Annotated in this window: 20 protein-coding genes; 4 read left to right on the top strand and 16 right to left on the bottom strand. The window is 75.1% G+C overall.

All coding sequences use genetic code 11. The features are described from left to right. Positions 1-62 precede the first annotated feature (62 nt). From cobA to C7Y72_RS06545, 10 genes are read right to left on the bottom strand one after another with little or no spacing between them, the layout of a single operon-like run. A complete protein-coding gene (gene cobA, locus C7Y72_RS06500; protein WP_233243746.1) occupies positions 63-1586 on the bottom strand; it encodes a uroporphyrinogen-III C-methyltransferase in 1524 nt (507 codons plus the stop codon). Further along, positions 1583-2491, bottom strand: coding sequence for a hydroxymethylbilane synthase (gene hemC, locus C7Y72_RS06505; protein ID WP_107567850.1), 909 nt, complete (start codon positions 2489-2491; stop codon positions 1583-1585). The genes cobA and hemC overlap by 4 nt, the downstream gene beginning before the upstream one ends. Then, positions 2488-3858, bottom strand: a complete 1371-nt coding sequence (hemA, locus tag C7Y72_RS06510) for a glutamyl-tRNA reductase (protein ID WP_107567852.1) — start codon at positions 3856-3858, stop codon at positions 2488-2490. The genes hemC and hemA overlap by 4 nt, the downstream gene beginning before the upstream one ends. After that, positions 3855-4052, bottom strand: a complete 198-nt coding sequence (locus C7Y72_RS06515) for a hypothetical protein (RefSeq protein ID WP_107567854.1) — start codon at positions 4050-4052, stop codon at positions 3855-3857. Before C7Y72_RS06515 ends, hemA begins: the two co-directional genes overlap by 4 nt. Then, a complete protein-coding gene (ccsA, locus tag C7Y72_RS06520) occupies positions 4049-4792 on the bottom strand; it encodes a cytochrome c biogenesis protein CcsA (RefSeq protein WP_107567856.1) in 744 nt (247 codons plus the stop codon). The genes C7Y72_RS06515 and ccsA overlap by 4 nt, the downstream gene beginning before the upstream one ends. 14 nt (positions 4793-4806) lie before the next feature. Continuing rightward, positions 4807-5514 (bottom strand): heme exporter protein CcmB, encoded by a 708-nt coding sequence (locus C7Y72_RS06525; RefSeq protein WP_107567858.1) that lies wholly within the window; start codon positions 5512-5514, stop codon positions 4807-4809. Continuing rightward, positions 5511-6194 (bottom strand): ABC transporter ATP-binding protein, encoded by a 684-nt coding sequence (locus C7Y72_RS06530; RefSeq protein WP_199223866.1) that lies wholly within the window; start codon positions 6192-6194, stop codon positions 5511-5513. Before C7Y72_RS06530 ends, C7Y72_RS06525 begins: the two co-directional genes overlap by 4 nt. Continuing rightward, positions 6184-6684: a MogA/MoaB family molybdenum cofactor biosynthesis protein gene (locus C7Y72_RS06535; RefSeq protein WP_107567862.1), complete on the bottom strand. Its 501-nt coding sequence runs from the start codon at positions 6682-6684 to the stop codon at positions 6184-6186. The genes C7Y72_RS06530 and C7Y72_RS06535 overlap by 11 nt, the downstream gene beginning before the upstream one ends. Before the next feature lie 52 nt (positions 6685-6736). Further along, complete coding sequence (gene moaC, locus C7Y72_RS06540; protein ID WP_107567864.1) at positions 6737-7216, bottom strand: cyclic pyranopterin monophosphate synthase MoaC; 480 nt, start codon at positions 7214-7216, stop codon at positions 6737-6739. Continuing rightward, positions 7213-7959 carry a precorrin-2 dehydrogenase/sirohydrochlorin ferrochelatase family protein gene (locus tag C7Y72_RS06545; protein ID WP_107567866.1) on the bottom strand — a complete coding sequence of 249 codons (747 nt, stop codon included), beginning with the start codon at positions 7957-7959 and terminating at the stop codon, positions 7213-7215. Before C7Y72_RS06545 ends, moaC begins: the two co-directional genes overlap by 4 nt. A 35-nt stretch (positions 7960-7994) precedes the next feature. On the opposite strand from C7Y72_RS06545, the gene C7Y72_RS06550 reads away from it, so the two are divergent. Both C7Y72_RS06550 and C7Y72_RS06555 read left to right on the top strand, forming a co-directional pair. Next, positions 7995-8822: an oxygenase MpaB family protein gene (locus tag C7Y72_RS06550; RefSeq protein WP_107567868.1), complete on the top strand. Its 828-nt coding sequence runs from the start codon at positions 7995-7997 to the stop codon at positions 8820-8822. Positions 8823-8876: 54 nt separating this feature from the next. Then, complete coding sequence (locus C7Y72_RS06555; protein ID WP_146175279.1) at positions 8877-10271, top strand: hypothetical protein; 1395 nt, start codon at positions 8877-8879, stop codon at positions 10269-10271. 15 nt (positions 10272-10286) lie between these two features. Here C7Y72_RS06555 and C7Y72_RS06560 read toward each other — a convergent pair whose 3' ends face one another. The 4 genes from C7Y72_RS06560 to chrA all read right to left on the bottom strand — a co-directional run bounded on the left by C7Y72_RS06560 (position 10287) and on the right by chrA (position 14846). Continuing rightward, complete coding sequence (locus C7Y72_RS06560; protein WP_107567872.1) at positions 10287-11891, bottom strand: aldehyde dehydrogenase family protein; 1605 nt, start codon at positions 11889-11891, stop codon at positions 10287-10289. 44 nt (positions 11892-11935) lie between these two features. Beyond that, complete coding sequence (locus C7Y72_RS06565) at positions 11936-12274, bottom strand: hypothetical protein (protein ID WP_107567874.1); 339 nt, start codon at positions 12272-12274, stop codon at positions 11936-11938. Between the two features lie 83 nt (positions 12275-12357). Continuing rightward, on the bottom strand, positions 12358-13650 hold the full coding sequence (locus C7Y72_RS06570; RefSeq protein WP_233243748.1) for a replication-associated recombination protein A: 1293 nt from the start codon (positions 13648-13650) through the stop codon (positions 12358-12360). Between the two features lie 38 nt (positions 13651-13688). After that, positions 13689-14846: a chromate efflux transporter gene (gene chrA / locus C7Y72_RS06575; protein WP_107567876.1), complete on the bottom strand. Its 1158-nt coding sequence runs from the start codon at positions 14844-14846 to the stop codon at positions 13689-13691. Positions 14847-14934: 88 nt separating this feature from the next. On the opposite strand from chrA, the gene C7Y72_RS06580 reads away from it, so the two are divergent. Together C7Y72_RS06580 and C7Y72_RS06585 are read left to right on the top strand one after the other, a co-directional pair. Beyond that, complete coding sequence (locus C7Y72_RS06580; RefSeq protein WP_107567878.1) at positions 14935-16269, top strand: M20/M25/M40 family metallo-hydrolase; 1335 nt, start codon at positions 14935-14937, stop codon at positions 16267-16269. Beyond that, the gene (locus C7Y72_RS06585; RefSeq protein WP_107567879.1) at positions 16266-17072 is read left to right on the top strand and encodes a DUF1385 domain-containing protein; all 807 of its coding nucleotides are present in this window, start codon (positions 16266-16268) and stop codon (positions 17070-17072) included. Before C7Y72_RS06580 ends, C7Y72_RS06585 begins: the two co-directional genes overlap by 4 nt. Here C7Y72_RS06585 and C7Y72_RS06590 read toward each other — a convergent pair. Then, on the bottom strand, positions 17069-17830 hold the full coding sequence (locus C7Y72_RS06590; RefSeq protein WP_107567881.1) for an anti-sigma factor domain-containing protein: 762 nt from the start codon (positions 17828-17830) through the stop codon (positions 17069-17071). The two genes, C7Y72_RS06585 and C7Y72_RS06590, sit on opposite strands and share 4 nt — an antisense overlap. Positions 17831-17834: 4 nt before the next feature. Further along, a complete protein-coding gene (locus tag C7Y72_RS06595; protein WP_107567883.1) occupies positions 17835-18410 on the bottom strand; it encodes an RNA polymerase sigma factor in 576 nt (191 codons plus the stop codon). Between the last annotated feature and the right edge of the window lie 59 nt (positions 18411-18469).

Genomic DNA, 18469 nt, shown 5'->3' on the forward strand with positions numbered 1-18469 from the left:
CGGTTCTTACCCCACAGTTGGCCGATCTCACCCAGATTTCTCAAGCTGGCGCGTCAGCGTCATTATTCGGGGGGATCTGCGACACCCTGCGGTGGAACGGCAACGGCGCCTGCATCCGCGACGAGCGCCGCGATCAGCCCGTCCGGATCGTGCTGCGTCGCCTCGACGTGCGGCGTCAGCCCGTGCGCCCGCAGCGCCTCCGACGTGACCGGGCCGATCGACGCCAGCCGCGCGCTGCAGCCCGCCACGAGCGCGGCATCCCCGACCGCCTCGACGAAGAACCGCACGCTGCTCGCGCTCGTGAAGGTGATGTAGTCGGCGTCCAGCGCGGCCGTCCGCGCAGCGTCGTCCAGCGGCTCGGCGACCGTGCGGTACAGCGGCAGGATCTCGACCTCCGCCCCGCGCTCGCGCAGCGCGTCCGGCAGGACGTCCCGCGCCTCCTCCGCCCGCGCGATCAGCGCGCGCGTGACCGGCACCTCGCGCAACGCCTCCACGAGCGACTCGGCGATCGACCGCGGCGGCACGACGTCCGCCTCGATCCCGCCGGCGCGTAGCGCCCGCGCGGTCCCCGGTCCGATCGCCGCGATCCGCGGGCCCGCCAGGGCGCGCGCGTCCCGCACGCTCTCCAGCAGCCGCGCCGCGCCGTTGGGACTCGTCACGCAGACGAGGTCGAACTCCTGCAGCGCCGGCACCGTCACCGGCAGCGGCTCGATCCGGATCGCGGGCGCCTCGACCGCCGTCGCGCCCAGCGCCCGCAGCCGACCCGCCAGGGCGCTGGCCTGCGCGCGGGCGCGCGTCACGGCGATCGTGCGACCCGCCAGCGGTCGCGCCTGCTCGAGCCACGCGAGCTCGTCCCCGAGCGCCGCGACGTCCCCGATCACCGTGATCGCCGGGGCGCGCATGCCCTCCTCCACCGCGCGCTGCGGCAGCGTCCCGAGCGTCGCGACGAGCGACCGCTGGTCGCCGAAGGTGCCGCGCATGACGATCGCGGCGGGCTGCTCGGCGGGCCGGCCGCCCGCGATCAGCTGCTCGCTGATGCGCGGCAGCTGCTTGACGCCCATGTAGAAGACGAGCGTGCCCGGGAACGCCGCCAGCGCCGGCCAGTCCACCTGCGTCTCCGGCTTGGCTGGGTCCTCGTGCCCGGTCACGAACGCCACCGCCGGCGCCAGACGCCGCTGCGTGACCGGGATGCCCGCGTAGGCGGGCGCCGCCACGCCGGAGGTCACCGCCGGCACCACCTCGAACGGCACGCCGGCCGCCCGGCACGCCTGGGCCTCCTCGCCGCCGCGCCCGAAGACGAACGGGTCGCCGCCCTTCAGCCGCACGACCGACCGGCCGTCCAGCGCGTGCTGCACCACCAGCGCGGTGGTGTGCTCCTGGGGCACCTGCTTGCCGCCGCCGATCTTGCCGACGTCGACGAGCTCCGCGTCCGGACGGCAGCCGTCCAGGGCGTCCGCCGGGATGAGTTTGTCGAAGAGGACGACGTCCGCGCTCTCCAGCAGCTCCAGCGCCCGCACGGTCATCAGGCCGCGGTCGCCGGGACCGGCGCCGACGAGATAGGCGGTGCCGGGGACGGCGGCGCTCACGACAGGACCTCCGGGGTCTGGTCCAGCAGGGCACGGGCCCCGGCGGCGAGCAGGCGCTCGCCCAGCCGGCGGCCCAGGTCGGCGGGCAGCTCGCCGGGCCCCGCCTGCAGCACGTCGGTGACGACCGCGCTGCCGTCGGGGGCGCCGACCCAGCCGTGCAGCTCCAGGCGGTCCTCGTCGCCACGCACCGCCCGGGCGCCGACCGCGCTGTGGCAGTCCGCCCCGAGGGTCCGGACGGCCTCGCGCTCGGCGGCGAGCGTGTCGTGCGCGTCGCGGTCGCTCAGCGCGTCGAGGGCGGCGCGGGTGGCCGTGTCGTCGGCCCGGCACTCCAGGGCCAGGCTGCCCTGGCCCGCGGCGGGCACGAACGTCCGGGCGGGCAGCGGCGTGCCGACCGCGTCGAGGTCGTGACCGAGCCGTCGCAGGCCGGCCGCGGCGAGCACGATCGCCGCGAGGTCGCCGCGCTCCAGCAGGGCCAGGCGCGTCCCGACGTTGCCGCGGATCTCCACGATCTCGAGGTCCGGGCGCGCCGCACGCAGCAGCGCGGCGCGGCGCAGGCTGCTCGTGCCGACCCGCGCGCCCGGCGGCAGCTCCTCGACCGTCCCCGCCACGACGCCGCGCGCCGTGCAGAGGACGTCCCGCGGATCCTCGCGGGCCGGGACGCCCGCGATCACGAGACCGTCGGGCAACGTCGTGGGGACGTCCTTGGCGGAGTGCACGCACGCGTCGACGCGCCCGTCCAGCAGCGCGAGCTCGAGCTCCTTGACCCACTTCTCCTTGTCCGGCGCGGCCCGGTCGCGGTCCCCGGTCGTCGTCACCTCGACGAGCTCGACGTCACCGCCCAGCAGCGACGCGACGTGGTGCGCCTGCGCGAGCGCGAGCGGGCTCGCGCGGGTGCCGATCCTCACGTCGCCGCGGAGCCGTCGCCCGCGCGCCGGCGCAGCGGACGGACCTCGGCGTCGGTCGACCGGGCGGCCTGGTCACGACCCCCGTGGGCGCCGCTCTCCAGGCCGAACAGCTCACGGACGATCTCCAGGCGACCGTGCCCGGGCGTCTCGACGTCGGCGTCCGCCAGCGCCTTGATGCGCAGCGTCGGCTCGTGCAGCACCCGCTGGACGATGGCGCGGGCCATCGCGTCGACCCGTGCGAGGTCGCGCGGCGAGGCGGTCTCCCAGCGGCCCGCGTTCTCCGCCAGCACCTGCTCGGCGACGATGCTCGCCTGCTCGCGCAGCGCGGCGATCGTCGGCAGCACGTCGAGCTGGCCCATCCAGCTCGCGAAGCGACGGATCTCCTGCTCGACGATCTCGATCGCGTCGTCGCGTTCGCCCTCGCGTCCCTGCAGGTTGCCGGCGACGACCCGCTGGAGGTCGTCGATGTCCAGCAGCGTCACGCCCGGCAGGTCCGCGCAGGCGGCCTCGATGTCGCGCGGGACGGCGATGTCGATGAGGACGAGCGGCCGGCCGTCACGCGCGGCCATCACGAGCTCGAGCTCGTCGACGCCGACGATCGGGTGCGGCGAGGAGGTCGAGGAGACGACGACGTCCGCCGACTCCATCTGCGCGGGCAGGTCGTGCAGCGGCACGACGCTGCCGCCGATCCGCTCGGCCAGCGCGCGCGCCCGGTCGGCGCGACGGTTCGCGACGAACATCGCGGAGACCCCGTGCTCGGCGAACGCCCGGGCGGTGAGCTCGCTCGTCTCGCCCGCGCCGATGATCACGACGTCGCGCGACGCGAGCTCGCCGACGACCTCCTGCGCGAGGTCGACCGCGACGCTCGACACGCTCGTGCGCGCCACGCCGATCTCGGTCTCGTTGCGCACGCGCTTGCCGGTCTGCAGCGCCGCGGTGAAGAGGCGGTTGGTCAGCGGACCGGTGGTGCCGGCGGCGAGCGCGGTCTCGTAGGCGCGCTTGACCTGGCCCTGCACCTCGTGCTCGCCGACGATCATCGACTCGAGGCCGCTGGTCACGCGGAACAGGTGGCGGGCCGCGTCGCAGTTGCGCGGGGCGTAGACGACGCTCGACAGCTCGGTCGGTCGCATGCCGCTGCGCCGCGCGATCTGCGAGAGCAGCGCCACCTCGGCGGCGACCGCGTCGCTGACCACGAGGTAGAACTCGGTGCGGTTGCACGTGGAGATCGCGACGGCCTCGGCGACGTCGCCGCCCTCGACGAGCTCCTGCACGAACCGCTCGGCCGCGCCGTCGGTCAGCGCGAGCCGCTCGCGCAGCGCGACCGGGGCCGTCTTGTACGAGACCCCGAGAGCGAGCAGCTCGCTCACGAGCCGACCTCGGAGGGCTCGCGCGCGGCGAGCTCCTCCTTCTGGCGGTCGACGATCTCGTGCAGCTCGACGAGCTCGCGCTCCATCCGGCTGATCCGCAGCGCCATGATCCCGATGTAGATCAGCAGCAGGAGCAGCAGGACGAGATAGGCGGCGACGACGTAGCCGCCCTTGTCGGGGAGCGTCTCGGTCACGACGCGGCCTCCGGGGCATCGAAGTGGCGCGGAGCGGCGGAGCGCCCGTAGGCCACCTCGTCGTCCCCGAGCTTGCGCTTGAGCGCGCGCAGCCGGAAGCGCGTGTTCTTGGCGGTCAGCTCGAACCGCCACAGGAAGACGTAGAGCATCCCGATCGCGAGGATCCCCGCGAGGAACGCGACGTTCATCTCCGGCGTCAGGCCGCTGCCCGACGTCGTCAGGACCCGCGGATGGATGTACGCGTCCGCGAGCCGCACCGCGAGGAAGTTCACCGGCACGAAGGCGCCCGCGGTGATCGCGAACACCGACGCGTACCGCGCCTGACGCTCCGGGTCCTCGATCGAGAACCGCATCGGCTGGTAGGTGCAGAACAGCAGGAAGACGATCAGGAAGCTCACGAGCGTCGCCTCGCGCCACTCCCACCAGACGCCCCAGGCGGCGTTCGCCCAGATCATCCCGGTGATCAGCGCGCCGGTCCCGAAGATCAGCGACAGGTGGATCGCCGTGTAGCTCTTCAGGTCGTACCGGGGGTCGCGCGTGCGCAGGTGCTTGATCGCCATGACGCCGCCGAAGATGAAGCCGAGCAGCGTCACGATCGCCAGCGGGACGTGGACGTAGATGATCTTCTGCGAGATCCCCTCGGCCGCGGCCATCGGCGCGTACCAGCCGGCCAGCGCAAACGCCCCGATCAGGGCGACGAGGGTGGCGATCGACAGAGGGCGGAGTCGGGTGCCGTACATGGTTGGCGGGACCTCTAGTCGTCGAGCAGGAAGTCGAACACGGCGTAGGCGAGGAGCCCGAAGATCAGATCATAGAGCGCGAGGACCGCAGGCCACCGGCCCGCAACCGCCATCGCGCCCTCCTGGGCCAGGAGCGGCGCGATGCCGTTCGCCAGGCAGATGATCACCGGCACGAGCAGCGGCAGGGCGATCAGCGGCAGGATCAGGTCGCGCGCCCGCGTCTGGATCGACAGCGCGCCGACGAGCGCGCCGATGATCGCGATCCCCAGGTCGGCGAGCGCCAGCATCCCGACCAGCCGCAGCCACTCGCCGGCGTCCGGGGTCGGGCCCAGCAGCAGCACGGCGAACGCCGGGAGCATCACGACCTCGAGCACGACGAGGAACGCGAGGAAGCTCAGGACCTTCGCGACGAACAGCGACGTGCGGTCGACCGGGGCGAGCAGCAGCGCGTCGAAGCCGCCCTCCTCCTTGTCGGAGACGAACAGGCGGTTGGCGCCGAGCATCGCGGCGAACAGCAGCGTCACGCTCAGCACGCCCGCCGCCAGCGGCCCCTCGACCGTGCGCTGGTCCAGGCCGAAGTGGAAGATCACGAACGTCGTGATGCTGAAGAGGCCCATGGCCGGCACGACCTGCGGGACCTTGCGCTCGAGCAGCAGCTCCTTGCGCAGCAGGGCGGCGACCGCCGCGCGGCTCGGGGTGGTGCGGCCGGTCGTCGCGCTCACCGGTACAGCTCCCCGATCTCGTCGACGGACACCTCGGCGGCCGGCCGCAGCAGCACCTGCTTGCCGCGGCGCAGGCCGAGCGCGAGGTCGCCGTCCGCCAGTCCGCCCGCCGGGTCGTGGCTCGTGACGATCCGCGTGCGGCCCGACGCGCGGCCGATCAGCGGCTCGACGAGCTCGATCGCCGCCGGGTCGAGGTTCGACAGCGGCTCGTCGAGCAGCAGGATCTCCGGGTCGTGCAGCACCGCCCGGCAGACCGCCGCGCGCTGCACCATGCCCCGCGAGTAGGTGTGCACCGGGTCGTTCGCGCGCACGCGGAGCTTCACCGCCTCCAGGAGCTCCTCGATGCGGTCGTCGCCGACCCCGTGCAGGCGCGCGTGGAAGCGCAGGTTCTCGCGCGCGCTCAGGTCCCGGTACAGCAGCGGCTCGTGGGTCAGCAGGCCGACGCGCGAGCGGACCGCCCACGCCCGGTCGGGCAGCGCCTCGCCGAGCAGCTCGACCACGCCGCGGTGCGGGCGCAGCAGGGTGGCGAGGACCCGCAGCAGCGTCGACTTGCCCGCGCCGTTGGGACCGAACACCACGAGCGAGGCGCCCGCCGGGACCGCGAGCGTCAGGTCGTCGAGCACCACGCGCTCGCCGAACCGGCGGACGAGCCCGCGCAGGACGACGGCGTCAGTCGGCATCGTGGTGGCCGCCGGCGCGACGGCCGCCCTGCCGCTGCGCCGTGGCGACGGCATGGCGCAGGACCGGGGCGATCACGGGGAACAGCTCGTCCAGCGCCTTCGGGCTGCCCGGCAGGTTCACGACGAGCGTCCCGCCGACGAGCCCGCTGACCCCGCGCGACAGCATCCCCATCGGCGTGTGGCGCAGCGACTCCGCGCGCAGCGCCTCGGCGATCCCGGGCACCTCGCGGTCGAGCGCCGCGCGGGTCGCCTCCGGGGTGACGTCGTCGGGCGTCAGCCCCGTCCCCCCGGTGGTCAGGACGAGCGCGAACCCCGCGTCGGCGTAGTGGTGCAGCCGGTCCTCGATCAGCGCGGCGTCGTCCGGGAGGACCTCCATGGCCGCCACGTCGGCGCCCGCCTGTTCGGCGAGGTGTGCCAGGTGCGGGCCGCCGACGTCCTCGCCGCGGGCGGCGGCGACGGACGTGGAGACGGTGATCACGGCGGTCCGCATGCGTGACGGAGCGTAGAGCGGGCGGGGCGGGCGGGGTCGTGCGGAGGACCGGTCACGAGCGCACCCAGTGGCCGCTGCGCCCACCGGACTTCTCCAGCAGCACGACCTCGGTGATCTCGACGCCCTTGTCGAGCCCCTTGACCATGTCGTACACGGTGAGCGCCGCGACGCTGACCGCGGTCATCGCCTCCATCTCGACACCGGTGCGCGCGGTGACCGACGCGGTGCCCGTGAGCACGATCGTGCCCGCGGCGGCGTCGATGACCCCGTCGACCTCGACGTGGTCGAGCCCGATCGGATGGCACAGCGGGATCAGCTCGCCGGTGCGCTTGGCGGCCTGGATTCCCGCGATCCGCGCGACGCCGAGCACGTCGCCCTTCGGCGCGTCCCCGGCCGCGACGCGCGCAGCCGTCTGCGCGCCCATCCGCACCGTGGCGCGGGCGACCGCCGTGCGCGCGGTCACCGGCTTGGCGCCGACGTCCACCATGCGGGCGGTGCCATCGGCGTCGAGATGCGTCAGCTCGCCGCTCACGCGGCCTGCGGCGCGTGCGCGCGCTGCGCGTCCGCGATCAGCGCGTGCACGCCGGCGCTGTCCCCGGCGCGCAGCAGCGCAATCGGGTCCGGGTCCCCGTTGACGATCGACTCGAAGAACGCCTTGCGGTCCTGGTAGGTGGGCAGCGTGCCCTTCGCCCAGCCGCGCACGTCGTTGAGCATGATCGCCAGCGTCTCGTACTCGGTGCCGAACAGCTCGCCGATCTCGCGCTTCATCCGCTTCGCCAGCGCGGGCGACGCGCCCGCAGTGGAGATGGCGATCGCCAGCGGACCCATCCGCACCAGCGCGGGGAGGATGAAGTTGCACAGCGGCGGGACGTCGACGATGTTCACGAGCATGGCGCGGCGCTCCGCGTCGTCGTAGATGCGGATGTTCACGTCGGTGTCGTCGGTGCACGCGATGACCATGAAGATGCCCTCGAGGTCCTCCGGCCCGGCGTACTCGCGCTGCTCCCAGCGGATCGAGCCCTCGCGGGCGAGCTCCTCGAGCTCGGGGCCCGCGTCGGGGGCGATGACCGTGACGTCGCCGTCGCAGGCCAGCAGGCCCTCGGTCTTCTCCAGCCCCATGGCGCCACCCCCGATCACGAGGCAGCGGCGGCCCTTCAGCTTCAGGCACGCGATGTAGAAGGGCGTCTGCAGCATGTCCTTCACGCAGGTCTGGTCACAGATCCCGCGCTTGAACTGGCAGACGCACTCCTTCCCGGCATAGGCGGCAGCAGGCATGGTCGATCAAAGGTACTCCCACGTATGCCTCAGAGATGACTCGTCCTGCCTCCAAGGAGCGGTACTTCGACGACGACGCGATGATCCGGCGCGTCCACCGCGAGCAGACCGTCGCGCTGTGCGGCGGCCGGTCGCTGCTGCTGATGGCCGCCCATCCGGTCGCGTTCGAGGGCTTCTTCATGTCGACCGGCTCGCTCGACGAGCCGTACGAGCGCCTGCGGCGCGCCGGCCTGGTGCTCGACACCATCGCCTGGGGTCCGCGCCCGCGCGCCGACGCGATGCTCAAGCGCGTCCGCGCCATGCACCGCGCGGCGTCCGGCGAGATCCCGCACGCCGCCGGCCCGTTCCCTGCCGGCACGCCGTACCGGGCCGACGATCCCGAGCTGCTGTTCTGGATCCTCGCGTCGCTCGTCGACTCCGCCCTGCTCGTCTACGAGCGCTGCGTGCGCTCGCTCGACGACGCCGAGCGCGAGGCGTACTGGCAGGACTACCGGGTGATCGGCAAGTGCTTCGGCATCCCGTACAAGGCGATGCCGCGCACGATCGACGACTTCGACGACTACATGGCGCGGATGCTCGCCTCCGACGAGCTGCACGTGACGCCGCAGGCGCGCGAGCTCGGCATCCAGATCGTGCTCAACCCGCCCGTGCCGCTGGCGCTGCGTCCGGTCGTCGAGCTGGCCAACCAGGTGACCGTCGGCTGGCTTCCGCCGCGCATCCGCAAGATGTACGGCCTGCGCTGGGATCCCGCCCGGGCGGTCGCGCTGCGCGGCGGCGCCGAGTACGCGAAGCGGGTCGTCGTGCCGCTGCTGCCCGACAGGCTGCGGCTCGTGCCGAGCGCTCGGCAGGCCGCCGCAGCCTGACCTACGTCGAATGACCCTGGCGACTCTCGGTCGCCGTCTCTAGAACTTGGTCGGATGGATGTGCGGGGGCACTGGATGCTCGGGGTCGTGGTCGGACTGCTGCTCGGCGCAGCACCGGCGCAGGCCCGTGACTACGACGGGGGCAAGGCGTTCTTCACGACGCCGATCGCCGGGGACGCGACGACGGACCCGCGCAGCGGCGACTGGGTCGCCGGGATGCGCAACGCCAGCCGCTACCCGTACGTGAACGGGCCGACGAACCTGTTCGCCCCGCCCGTCTACGACGTCACCTCCAGCACGCCCGAGCGGCTGGTGCGCTGCCGCTTCTGCGGCGCCTACACCGGCACGGGCGAGACGAAGTACGAGGACCGGGTGAAGGTCCCGATCCCCGACGGCGCGATCCCGGACCCCAGCGAGGACGGGCACATCGCGTTCGTCGACCGCGCGCGCGGCCTCGAGTGGAACCTCATCAACGCCCACGACAACGGCGACGGCACCTGGCGCGCCGGCGGGGCGGGCCAGTTCTCGCTCGCGGGCGACGGGCACCAGAACGTCGCGCTCGGTGGCGGCAGCGCCACCGGCTCGCACCTGCCGCTCAGCCAGGCGATCTCCACCGACGAGGTCCAGGCCGCGATCGCCGACGGCAGCTACCTGATCCCGCACGCGCTCCAGTTCGGGGCGCCCAACATCGACGGGCGCTGCTGGGTCTACCCGGCCCTCGGCAGCGACGGCAACGTCCGCGGCGGCCTGCCGGAGGGCGCGCGGATCCAGCTCGACCCCCTGCTCGACGTCAGCACGCTGCCGCCCGGTCCCCGGGTCCTGGCGCGCACCCTCCAGGTCTACGGGGCGTACCTGCGCGACCTCTCCGGCGCGTTCGCCTTCTACCTGCGCCCGCAGCGCGGCAGCGCGCCCGCCTGGTCGACGCTCGGCATCGACGGCGACGCGCTCCAGACGATCCCGACCGAGCGGTTCCGGGTGCTGACCGTGAACTACGCCACGATCGGGACCGACCAGCCCAAGGTCCAGCGGCCCGACCGCTCCTGCGGCCCCGGCGCCGACCAGGTCGCGCCGCAGCAGCAGCGCGGCTCGTCCACGGTGCAGGGCGCGGGCACCACCACCGGCAGCGGGGGTTCCACCACGCGGCCCGGCGCAGCGGACCGGGCGCGGGGCGCCCGGCCGCTCGCGCCCCGCAACCTGTTCGTCCGGGTCCGGGACGTGCGCGGCGTGCGGCGCGTGCAGTTCGTCTGGTACGCCCGGCAGTCGCCGTCCGAGGTTCCCCGCTACCGGCTCTACGTCGACGGCAAGCTGCGCGCGACCGTGCCGCGGACGTACACCGGGTACCTGCGGATCCCGCCCGGCCGCCACGTCGCGACCGTCGCCGGCGTCTCGCGGACCGGGGTGGTCGGCGTGCGGCGCGCACCGGGCGTGCGCTTCACCGTCCCGGGCTGACGGGCGGCCGCCCGCTCAGCGGTTGCGCAGCGTGCGGGCGACCCGCAGCGCCACGCGACCGGCGGGCAGCGCGCCCTGGCGCAGCGCGCGGTCCCGGTCGGGCTCGCGGCGCGAGCGGGCCTCGGCGATCGCCCGGGCCGCGCGCGCGACCTGCTCGTCGTAGGGGAACCAGAAGAACGGCCGGCCGCGCGGCGGGTCCCAGGTGACGACCTTCGGCTCGGCGCAGGTGCGCAGCGCGATCGCGCCGCGCGCGCGGCCGATGCCCGACCCCTGCACCCCACCCCACGGGATCTGCGGGGCGCTGCGCGCGACGAGGTGGTCGTTCATCCAGACCATGCCGACGCGCAGCTGCCGCGCGATCCGCTGGCCCTTGTACTTGTCGGCGGTCCAGACCGAGGCGCCGAGGCCGAGATCGCAGTCGTTGGCGCCCGCGATCGCCTCCTCCTCGCTGTCGACGACGGTGATCGACAGCACCGGTCCGGGGACCTCCTCGCGCCACATCCGCATCTGCGGCGTCACGCCCGTGAGGACCGCGGGAGCGACGAACGCGCCGCTGAGGCCCTCGACGGCGGCGCTGCCGCCGGTGTGGAGCGTCGCGCCGGAGCCGACCGCGTCCTCGAGCAGCTCCCGCACGCGGGCGGCGCGCTCCCCGCCGACGAGCGGACCGATCTGCGTGGCGTGGTCGCGCGGGTCGCCGACCCGCAGCGCGGCGGTCGCGTCGAGCACGCCGCGCAGGAACCGGTCGGCGACCTCGCGCAGGACGAACACCCGCTCGATGCTGCCCCCCGACTGGCCGGCGTTCGCGAACGCGCCCCAGACCGCGCCGTGCGCCGCCCGGTCGACGTTCGCGTCCGCGCAGACGATCGCCGCGTCCTTGCCGCCGAGCTCGAGCACGCTGCGCTTCAGGCCGCGCGCGCACGCCTCGTTGACGTCGCGACCCGCGAGCAGCGAGCCGGTGAAGCGGATCTGCGCGACCGGCGCGTCGACGAGCGCGCCCCCGACGTCGGCGTGACCGTGCGCGATCCGCAGCAGTCCCTCCGGCAGACCGGCACGTGCGAACACGCGCGCGATCCGCTCGCCCGCCAGGCACGCGTGCGGGGACGGCTTGAGCACGACGCCGTTGCCCGCCATCAGGGCGACGGCGACGTCGCCCAGCGGGGTGGCGAACGGCTCGGTCGCCGGCCCGATCACGCCCACGACGCCCAGCGGCTCGTAGGACCAGCGGGCCCGCGTGAGCGGGCGCAGCACGCGCGAGACGTGCGCCTTCTCGCCGGCGAGGATCTTCGGGCCCGCCTCGGCGAGCCACTGGAGCGTCTCGACCGCCGGGAGGATCTCCATCAGCTCGACCTCGGCACGCGGACGGCCCTGCTCCCGGCACAGCAGCTCGGCGATCTCCGCGGTCTCGTCGATCACCGCCTGCGCGGCGCGCTCCATGTAGCGGGCGCGGTCGCGGATGCGCAGCTGCGCCCAGAGCCGCTGGACCGCGGCCGCTCCGCGGACGACCTCGGCGACGTCCCGCGGCCGCGTCGTCGTCACGGACCCGAGGACCTCACCGGTCGCGGGGCTGTGGGCCTCCAGGACGGTCGCGGCGTCGGGGGCGGCGGTGCTGGCGTCGGCCATGGCGCGATTCTGGCAGCCCGGCCGCGCGGCGCGCGGGCCTCGCGTCAGGCCGCGGCGCTGGCGCGCTGCGCGAGCGCGTCGAGCAGCAGGGCGCGCACGCCGGGGGCGAGCGTCTCGTCGGCCAGCAGCAGGTCCGGGGCGGCCTGCCCGCGGTCGGCGCCCGCCCAGCCGGCGAGCAGCTGGTCGCTGCCGTCCCAGACGATCGCGCAGACGACGGTGCGGGCCCGCGGATCGAACCGCAGCTCGCGGGCGAGGTCGAGCTCGTCGTGCGCGAGCCCCAGCCGGCCGAGCAGGTCGCCCAGCCGCGGACGGTCCGCCGCGTGCGGGAGGCGCAGGCGCACGCGGGTGCCGTCGGGAAGGGATGTGGTGGCGTCGAGCCGCACTGCAGGATCTTCTCGTCAGAACGGATGAATCCCGTGTGCGGACCGTGAAGATCCTGGACGTGTGACCCACCTCACACGGTCATTCAGGGCAGTCCGCGGGCGCGCCGCAGGTCCTCCACGCGCTGGCGGTGGCGCGGTTCCATGTCGTCCGGCTCGTAGAACCGCAGCCCCCGGATCGCCTCCGGGCGCACGTCCTGCGGCGTGAGGTGACCGGGCCGGTCGTGCGGGTAGTCGTAGCCGGGCTCGCGGCGGCTCGCCGACCGCAGGTAGGCGGGGGGCGGCGCCGCGCCGTGCTCGCGCACGTGGGCACGGGCGGCGTGCAGGGCGGCCCCGACCGCGTGCGACTTCGGGCTCAGCGCCAGGTGCACCGCGGCCTGCGCGAGCGGGTAGTGGGCCTCGGGCATGCCGACGAGGTGCGCGGCCTGCATCGCGGCGACCGCCACCGGCAGCGCGGTCGGATCGGCGAGGCCGATGTCCTCGCTGGCGAGGATGACCATGCGCCGCGCGATGAACCGCGGATCCTCGCCGGCCTCGAGCATCACCGCGAGGTAGTAGAGCGACGCGTCGGGATCCGACGCCCGAGTGGCCTTGATCCAGGCGCTGATCGTGTCGTAGTGCTGGTCGCCCGCCTTGTCGAACCGGATCGCGCGGCGCTGCAGCGCGTCCTCGGCGTGCGCCAGCGAGACGCTCGGCGCGCCGGAGCTGGCCGCCGTCACCGCGGCGAGCTCGAGGGCGCCGAGGGCGGTCCGCGCGTCGCCGCCGCAGCGGTCGGCCAGGAACGCGAGCGCCCCGTCGTCGGCGGGCAGCGGGACCTCCCCGCGCTCGACCGCCCGGTCGAGCAGCACGCGCACGCCGTCGGCGGTGAGCGCCTGCAGCTCGTACAGGCGGGTCCGCGAGAGCAGCGCCGCGTTGACCTCGAAGCTCGGGTTCTCGGTCGTGGCGCCGATGAGCGTGACGAGCCCGTCCTCGACCGCCGGCAGCAGCGCGTCCTGCTGGCCCTTGTTGAACCGGTGGATCTCGTCGAGGAAGAAGACGGTCGGCTGGCCGCCGCGGCGCCGCTCGGTCGCGCGCGCCATCACCGCCCGGACCTCGGCGCGACCCGCCTCGACGGCACTGAGCTCCTCGAACGCGGCGCTGGCCGCGCGCGCGACGATGCGCGCGAGCGTCGTCTTGCCCGTGCCCGGTGGACCGTAGAGGAGCATCGAGTGCGGGCGCCCGGTCTCGATCGCGGTGCGCAGCGCGCTGCCGGGGGCGAGCAGGTGGTCCTGCCCGACGACGTCGGCGATCGTGCGCGGGCGCAGGCGCGCGGCGAGCGGCGCGTCGCGGGACGGCGGCGGCTCCTCCGGGGTCGGTTCGGGTGCGAACAGCTGGTCCACGGGGCCGATGGTGGCGCGCCGCCCGGACGCCTCGCGCCTCAGAGCGCCGGCAGCGGCCCGCCCGCGAGCCCCAGCACGGCACCGACGGCCGCGGCGCCGAGCAGCACCCGGACCACGCCCTGGCGCAGGACGAGCAGCCCGATCGCGGCCGCTGCGGCGACCGCCCACTGCCACGGCTCCTCGAGCGCCCCGGCGAGCGGCACCCCGGCCCCGAGGATCGCCCCGATCGCCGCCGGTCCCGCGCCGTCGAGGAACGCCCGCGCCGACGCGTTGCCGCGCAGCCGCTCGAAGCGGGCGCCGCCGAGCGCCACCGCGAGGAACGACGGCGCGAACGCGACCGCCGCGGCGAAGAGCGCCCCGCCGACGCCGGCCGCCGCGTAGCCGACGCCCGCCACGGTCTGCACCACCGGGCCGGGCGTCAGCTGCCCGATCGCCACCGCGTTGAGGAACTCGGCGTCGGTCATCCAGCCGTACGCGTCGACCGCGTCCGCCTGCATCAGCGGCACGATCACGAACCCGCCCCCGTAGGAGAGCGCCCCGACCTTCAGCGCCGTCCACGCGAGCGCCGGCAGCGCGCCCGCCCCGGTCGTCACCGCCAGCGCGGCGAGGCCCGGCAGGGCGACCGACGCAGCGCCGCCGCCCGCCAGGCCGCGCCGCCACGTCAGCTCCACGAGCCCGCAGCCCAGCAGCACGAGCACGACCCACGGACCGACCACCACGGTCGCCACCGCGGCCACGGCCACGTAGGCGATCCCGCGCGCGAGCGCCGCGCCGCGCAGCCCCGCGACGGAGCCGCGCGCGAGGCCCCAGGCCGCGTCCAGCACGACGGCGACGACCGCCCCGCCCGCCGCCGCCGACACGCCACGGACCCAGTCGGGCGGCGCGTCCTGCAGCGACACCGCGATCAGCCCGATCAGCAGCAGCAGCCCCGGGACGATGAACGCCAGGCCGCCGACGACCGCGCCGCGCAACCCGGCGACCCGGTGCGCGCAGAAGATCGCCAGCTGCGTCGAGGCGGGCCCGGGCAGCAGGCCGCACGCGGCGTTCGCGTCGGTGAACGTCTCGTCGTCGATCCAGCGCCTGCGCTCCACGCACAGCTCGCGCAGCAGCGCGACGTGCGCCGGGGGTCCGCCGAAGCCGATGCAGCCCAGCCGTCCCCACTCGCGCAGGACGGTCGAGAGCGGCACCTCCGGCATCCCGGGATCGTCCCAGAGGCGGCGCCCGCGACGTGACGGGCGTGTGAACGGTCGGGACGCCCGGTCGGCGGGGGTAGCATCGACGGCGATGCCCGACGCCCAGACCTCACCCGCCGCCGAGCAGCTGCAGCAGGAGGCGACCACGCTGCTCCAGACGCTGATCCGGTTCAACACGGTGAACCCGCCGGGCGCCGAGCGCGCGGCACAGGAGCACACCGCCCGGCTCCTGCAGGACGCCGGCTTCGAGGTCACGCTCGTCGGGCGCCTGGAGGACCGGCCGAACCTCGTCGCCACCCTGCGCGGCGCCCAGGACGGCCCGACGCTCTGCCTGCTCTCCCACATGGACACCGTGCTCGCCAACCCGGCCGAGTGGCAGCGCGACCCGTGGTCCGGGGACGTCGACGAGGACGGCATGCTCTGGGGTCGCGGCGCCCTGGACATGAAGTCCCAGACCGCGGCCGAGGTGACCGCCGCGGTCGCGCTCGCCCGGTCCGGCTGGCGGCCCGCCCGCGGCACGCTGAAGGTCGTCGTCGTGGTCGACGAGGAGGTCGGCGGCGCCGAGGGCGCCGTGTGGATCTGCGAGCACCACCCCGAGCTCGTGTACGCCGACGAGCTGCTCAACGAGGGCGCCGGACCGGTCATCCCCTACGACGGCACCCGGCACCTCGGCGTCTGCGTCGCCGAGAAGGGCGTCTTCCGCTTCGACCTCATCACCGACGGCGTCGCCGGGCACGCGTCGATCCCGCGGATCGGCGACAACGCGCTGCTGAAGGTCGCGCCGCTGCTCGCGCGGATGGCCGAGGCCCAGCCCGCGTTCGACCTCACCGAGGGGCCGCGCGCGATGCTCGCCGGGCTCGGCCTGCCGGTCGACGGGGACGACCCGACCGCCTCGCTGGAGACGCTGCGGGCCACGGACCCGGTGCTGGCGATGCTCGTCGAGCCGATGCTCGGCGTGACGCTCGCCCCGACCAAGGCGCGCGCCAGCGAGAAGATCAACGTGATCCCGAGCCGTGCGGAGATCCGCGTCGACTGCCGGGTCCCTCCGGGGCTCGGCGCCGAGCAGACCCTCCGGCGCGTCCACGAGCTGCTCGGCGGCGAGGGCTACCGCCTGGAGTTCACCGAGCAGGTGCCGGGCAACTCCTCCCCGGACGACACGCCGCTGATGGACGCGATCCGCGCCTGGGTCGAGCGCGAGGACCCCGGCACCCGCGTCATCCCGACGATCCTCCCCGGGTTCACCGACTCGCGCACCTGGCGCTCGACGTTCCCCGACTGCGTCGCCTACGGGTTCTTCCCGCACCGCCACATGACCCTGTTCGAGACCGCGCCGCTGATCCACTCCAAGGACGAGCGGATCGACGTACGCGACCTCGGGTACGCCACGCGCTGCTACGCCGACATCGTCCGGGAGCGCCTCGGATGAGCGCGACCCCGGAGAAGCTCCGCCTCGGCGGGATGGCGCTCGGCAACGGGCTGCTCGTGCACGGGCCGACCGCGTGGTCGGCGGCGATCCGCCGGGCCGACGGGACGATCGGCGTCGCGTCCGGGCGCAAGCCGCGCCTGCGCGGCCGCGTCGAGGACGTCCCGGGCGCGCGCGGCGTCGTGAAGCTCGGCGAGGCGATGCTCGTCATCCCGCTCGTCAAGCGCGCGCTGCCCGACGCCAAGCTCCCGTTCCAGAGCGCGTCGACCGTCGCCGCGATGGGGGCCACCGCGCTCGCCGGCCAGCTCGTGCGCAAGCGCCTGCCGGGCACGGGCGGGGAGGCCGCGGTCGCGGTCCTGTCGCTCGCCCCGTCGCTGCTGGCCCTGCGCAGCGGCGACCTCGCCGCCTACCACGGCGTCGAGCACAAGGCGATCGCCGCCTACGAGCAGGGCGACGGCGCGGACGCCGCCGAGGCGGCCAAGGAGCACGACCGCTGCGGCAGCCACCTGATGGCGCCGCTGCTGACCGCGAACGTCGCGGGCGGCGCGCTGCTGCGCCGGCTCGTGGAACGACCCACCCCGGCGCACGGGGCGGCGCTCTCGCTCGCCTCGCTCGGGGTCGCCGTCGAGGTGTTCGTGTGGAGCGAGAAGCACGCCGACTCCGCGGTCACCCGCGCGCTGCGCCGGCCCGGGCACGAGCTGCAGCGCGTCCTCGGCACCCGCGAGCCGACCGCCGAGCAGCTCGAGGTCGGCGCCGCCGCCCTCCAGGAGATCCTCCGCGCCGAGGGCGCGGAGACCACCGCCTAGTTCGTGCGGACGAGGTCCGGGCCGGACGGCGACGGGTTGCCGTCGCCCGGCTCCCGCGTGATCGCGACGCCCGGGTAGACCGCCGGGTCGACGGCGGCGTGGAACGTCACGTCCGACGCCCCGGCCGCGTCGGGGTGGAACGTCCCGGCGGAGATCCGCTGCGGCGCTCCCGGCCGGTCATCCGGCCCGACGAACCACAGCTCGTAGTAGACGCCCTTCGGCAGCGCCGGGAGCGTCGAGGAGCGCAGCGTCACGACCCGGCCGGTCTCGCCGCGCCGCACGACGAGGTCCGCGGAGAGCGGGCCGCCCGCGGCAGGACGCAGCTGGGCGCGCAGCTCGACCGGGAGGGGCGGCGTCGCGTCGTCCCCGCCGCGGCCGAGCAGGACCGCGGCCAGCGCCACGGCCGCGCAGGCCGCCGCGGCCGCGAGTCCGGCGCGCCGCCGGCGGCGGGCGGCAGGCGCGGGCGCCGTCGTGGCCGCGCGGCGCGCCGCGAGCTCGTCGACGGGCGCGGCCGGATCGGCGGTCGGGGACGGGACGCCCGCCTGCGGGGTGGCGGCGACCGCGGCGAGCACGCGGGCCTCGAGATCGGCGGGCAGCGCCGAGGGCACCGTGCCCTCGAGCATCCGCGCCACCTCCTGCAGCTCCTGCGCCTCCACGCGCAGGCACGCCGACGCCGCCAGGCGCCGCTCGACCGCGGTCGCGCGCGGCCCGTCCAGACGCCCGAGGACGTGCGCCGCCAGATCGGGCGTGCGGGGCAACCGGTCAGCCAACGAGACCACGCTCCTCGAGGTCGAGCCGCAGCGCGCGCAGCGCGTAGTAGGTGCGGCTGCGCACCGTGCCCACCGGGACGCCGAGCCGGTCGGCGATCTGCGCGTCGGAGAGGTCCTCGTCGAACGTCAGCTCGACGACCTCCCGATGCTTGGGGGAGAGGCGCTGCACCGCCTCGCGGACGGTGAACTCCTGCGCGACGCGCTCGACGAGCTCCTCGCCGCCGACCGGGTCGACCGGCTCGGGGACGCTGCCGTCCTGCGCGGCCGCCACGAGCCGCGGCCGGACGCTCGCGCGGCGCAGCTGGTCTACCGCGGCCCGCTGGGCGAGCGTGAAGACGAACGCGCGCACGCTGCCGCGCCCCGCGTCGAACCGCGGGGCGCTCTGCCACAGCCGCACGAACGTCTCCTGCACCAGGTCCTCCGCCTGTCCGGGGTCGCCGAGCGTGCGCAGGCCCAGCCGGTGGATCCGGCCCGCGTAGGAGCGGTAGAGGGCGACGAGCGGCTCCCCGCGGTCACCGGCGGCGACCTGGGCCAGCAGCTGCGCCTCCTCACGGTCGCGCACGTCCATTCACGGGGCTCTTCGCAGCGCGCGCAGGAAGGGTTCACCGCGAGGGGACGATCTGGCAG

Source organism: Paraconexibacter algicola (assembly GCF_003044185.1).
Taxonomy (GTDB): domain Bacteria; phylum Actinomycetota; class Thermoleophilia; order Solirubrobacterales; family Solirubrobacteraceae; genus Paraconexibacter; species Paraconexibacter algicola.

Excerpts from the sequence above, each read along its gene's own strand:
- ccsA (WP_107567856.1), bottom strand. The coding sequence starts at position 4,792 with ATGTACGGCACCCGACTCCGCCCTCTGTCGATCGCCACCCTCGTCGCC.
- C7Y72_RS06530 (WP_199223866.1), bottom strand. The coding sequence starts at position 6,194 with ATGCCGACTGACGCCGTCGTCCTGCGCGGGCTCGTCCGCCGGTTCGGC.
- C7Y72_RS06535 (WP_107567862.1), bottom strand. The coding sequence starts at position 6,684 with ATGCGGACCGCCGTGATCACCGTCTCCACGTCCGTCGCCGCCGCCCGC.
- C7Y72_RS06545 (WP_107567866.1), bottom strand. The coding sequence starts at position 7,959 with ATGCCTGCTGCCGCCTATGCCGGGAAGGAGTGCGTCTGCCAGTTCAAG.
- C7Y72_RS06550 (WP_107567868.1), top strand. The coding sequence starts at position 7,995 with ATGACTCGTCCTGCCTCCAAGGAGCGGTACTTCGACGACGACGCGATG.
- C7Y72_RS06555 (WP_146175279.1), top strand. The coding sequence starts at position 8,877 with ATGGATGTGCGGGGGCACTGGATGCTCGGGGTCGTGGTCGGACTGCTG.
- C7Y72_RS06560 (WP_107567872.1), bottom strand. The coding sequence starts at position 11,891 with ATGGCCGACGCCAGCACCGCCGCCCCCGACGCCGCGACCGTCCTGGAG.
- chrA (WP_107567876.1), bottom strand. The coding sequence starts at position 14,846 with ATGCCGGAGGTGCCGCTCTCGACCGTCCTGCGCGAGTGGGGACGGCTG.
- C7Y72_RS06580 (WP_107567878.1), top strand. The coding sequence starts at position 14,935 with ATGCCCGACGCCCAGACCTCACCCGCCGCCGAGCAGCTGCAGCAGGAG.
- C7Y72_RS06585 (WP_107567879.1), top strand. The coding sequence starts at position 16,266 with ATGAGCGCGACCCCGGAGAAGCTCCGCCTCGGCGGGATGGCGCTCGGC.
- C7Y72_RS06595 (WP_107567883.1), bottom strand. The coding sequence starts at position 18,410 with ATGGACGTGCGCGACCGTGAGGAGGCGCAGCTGCTGGCCCAGGTCGCC.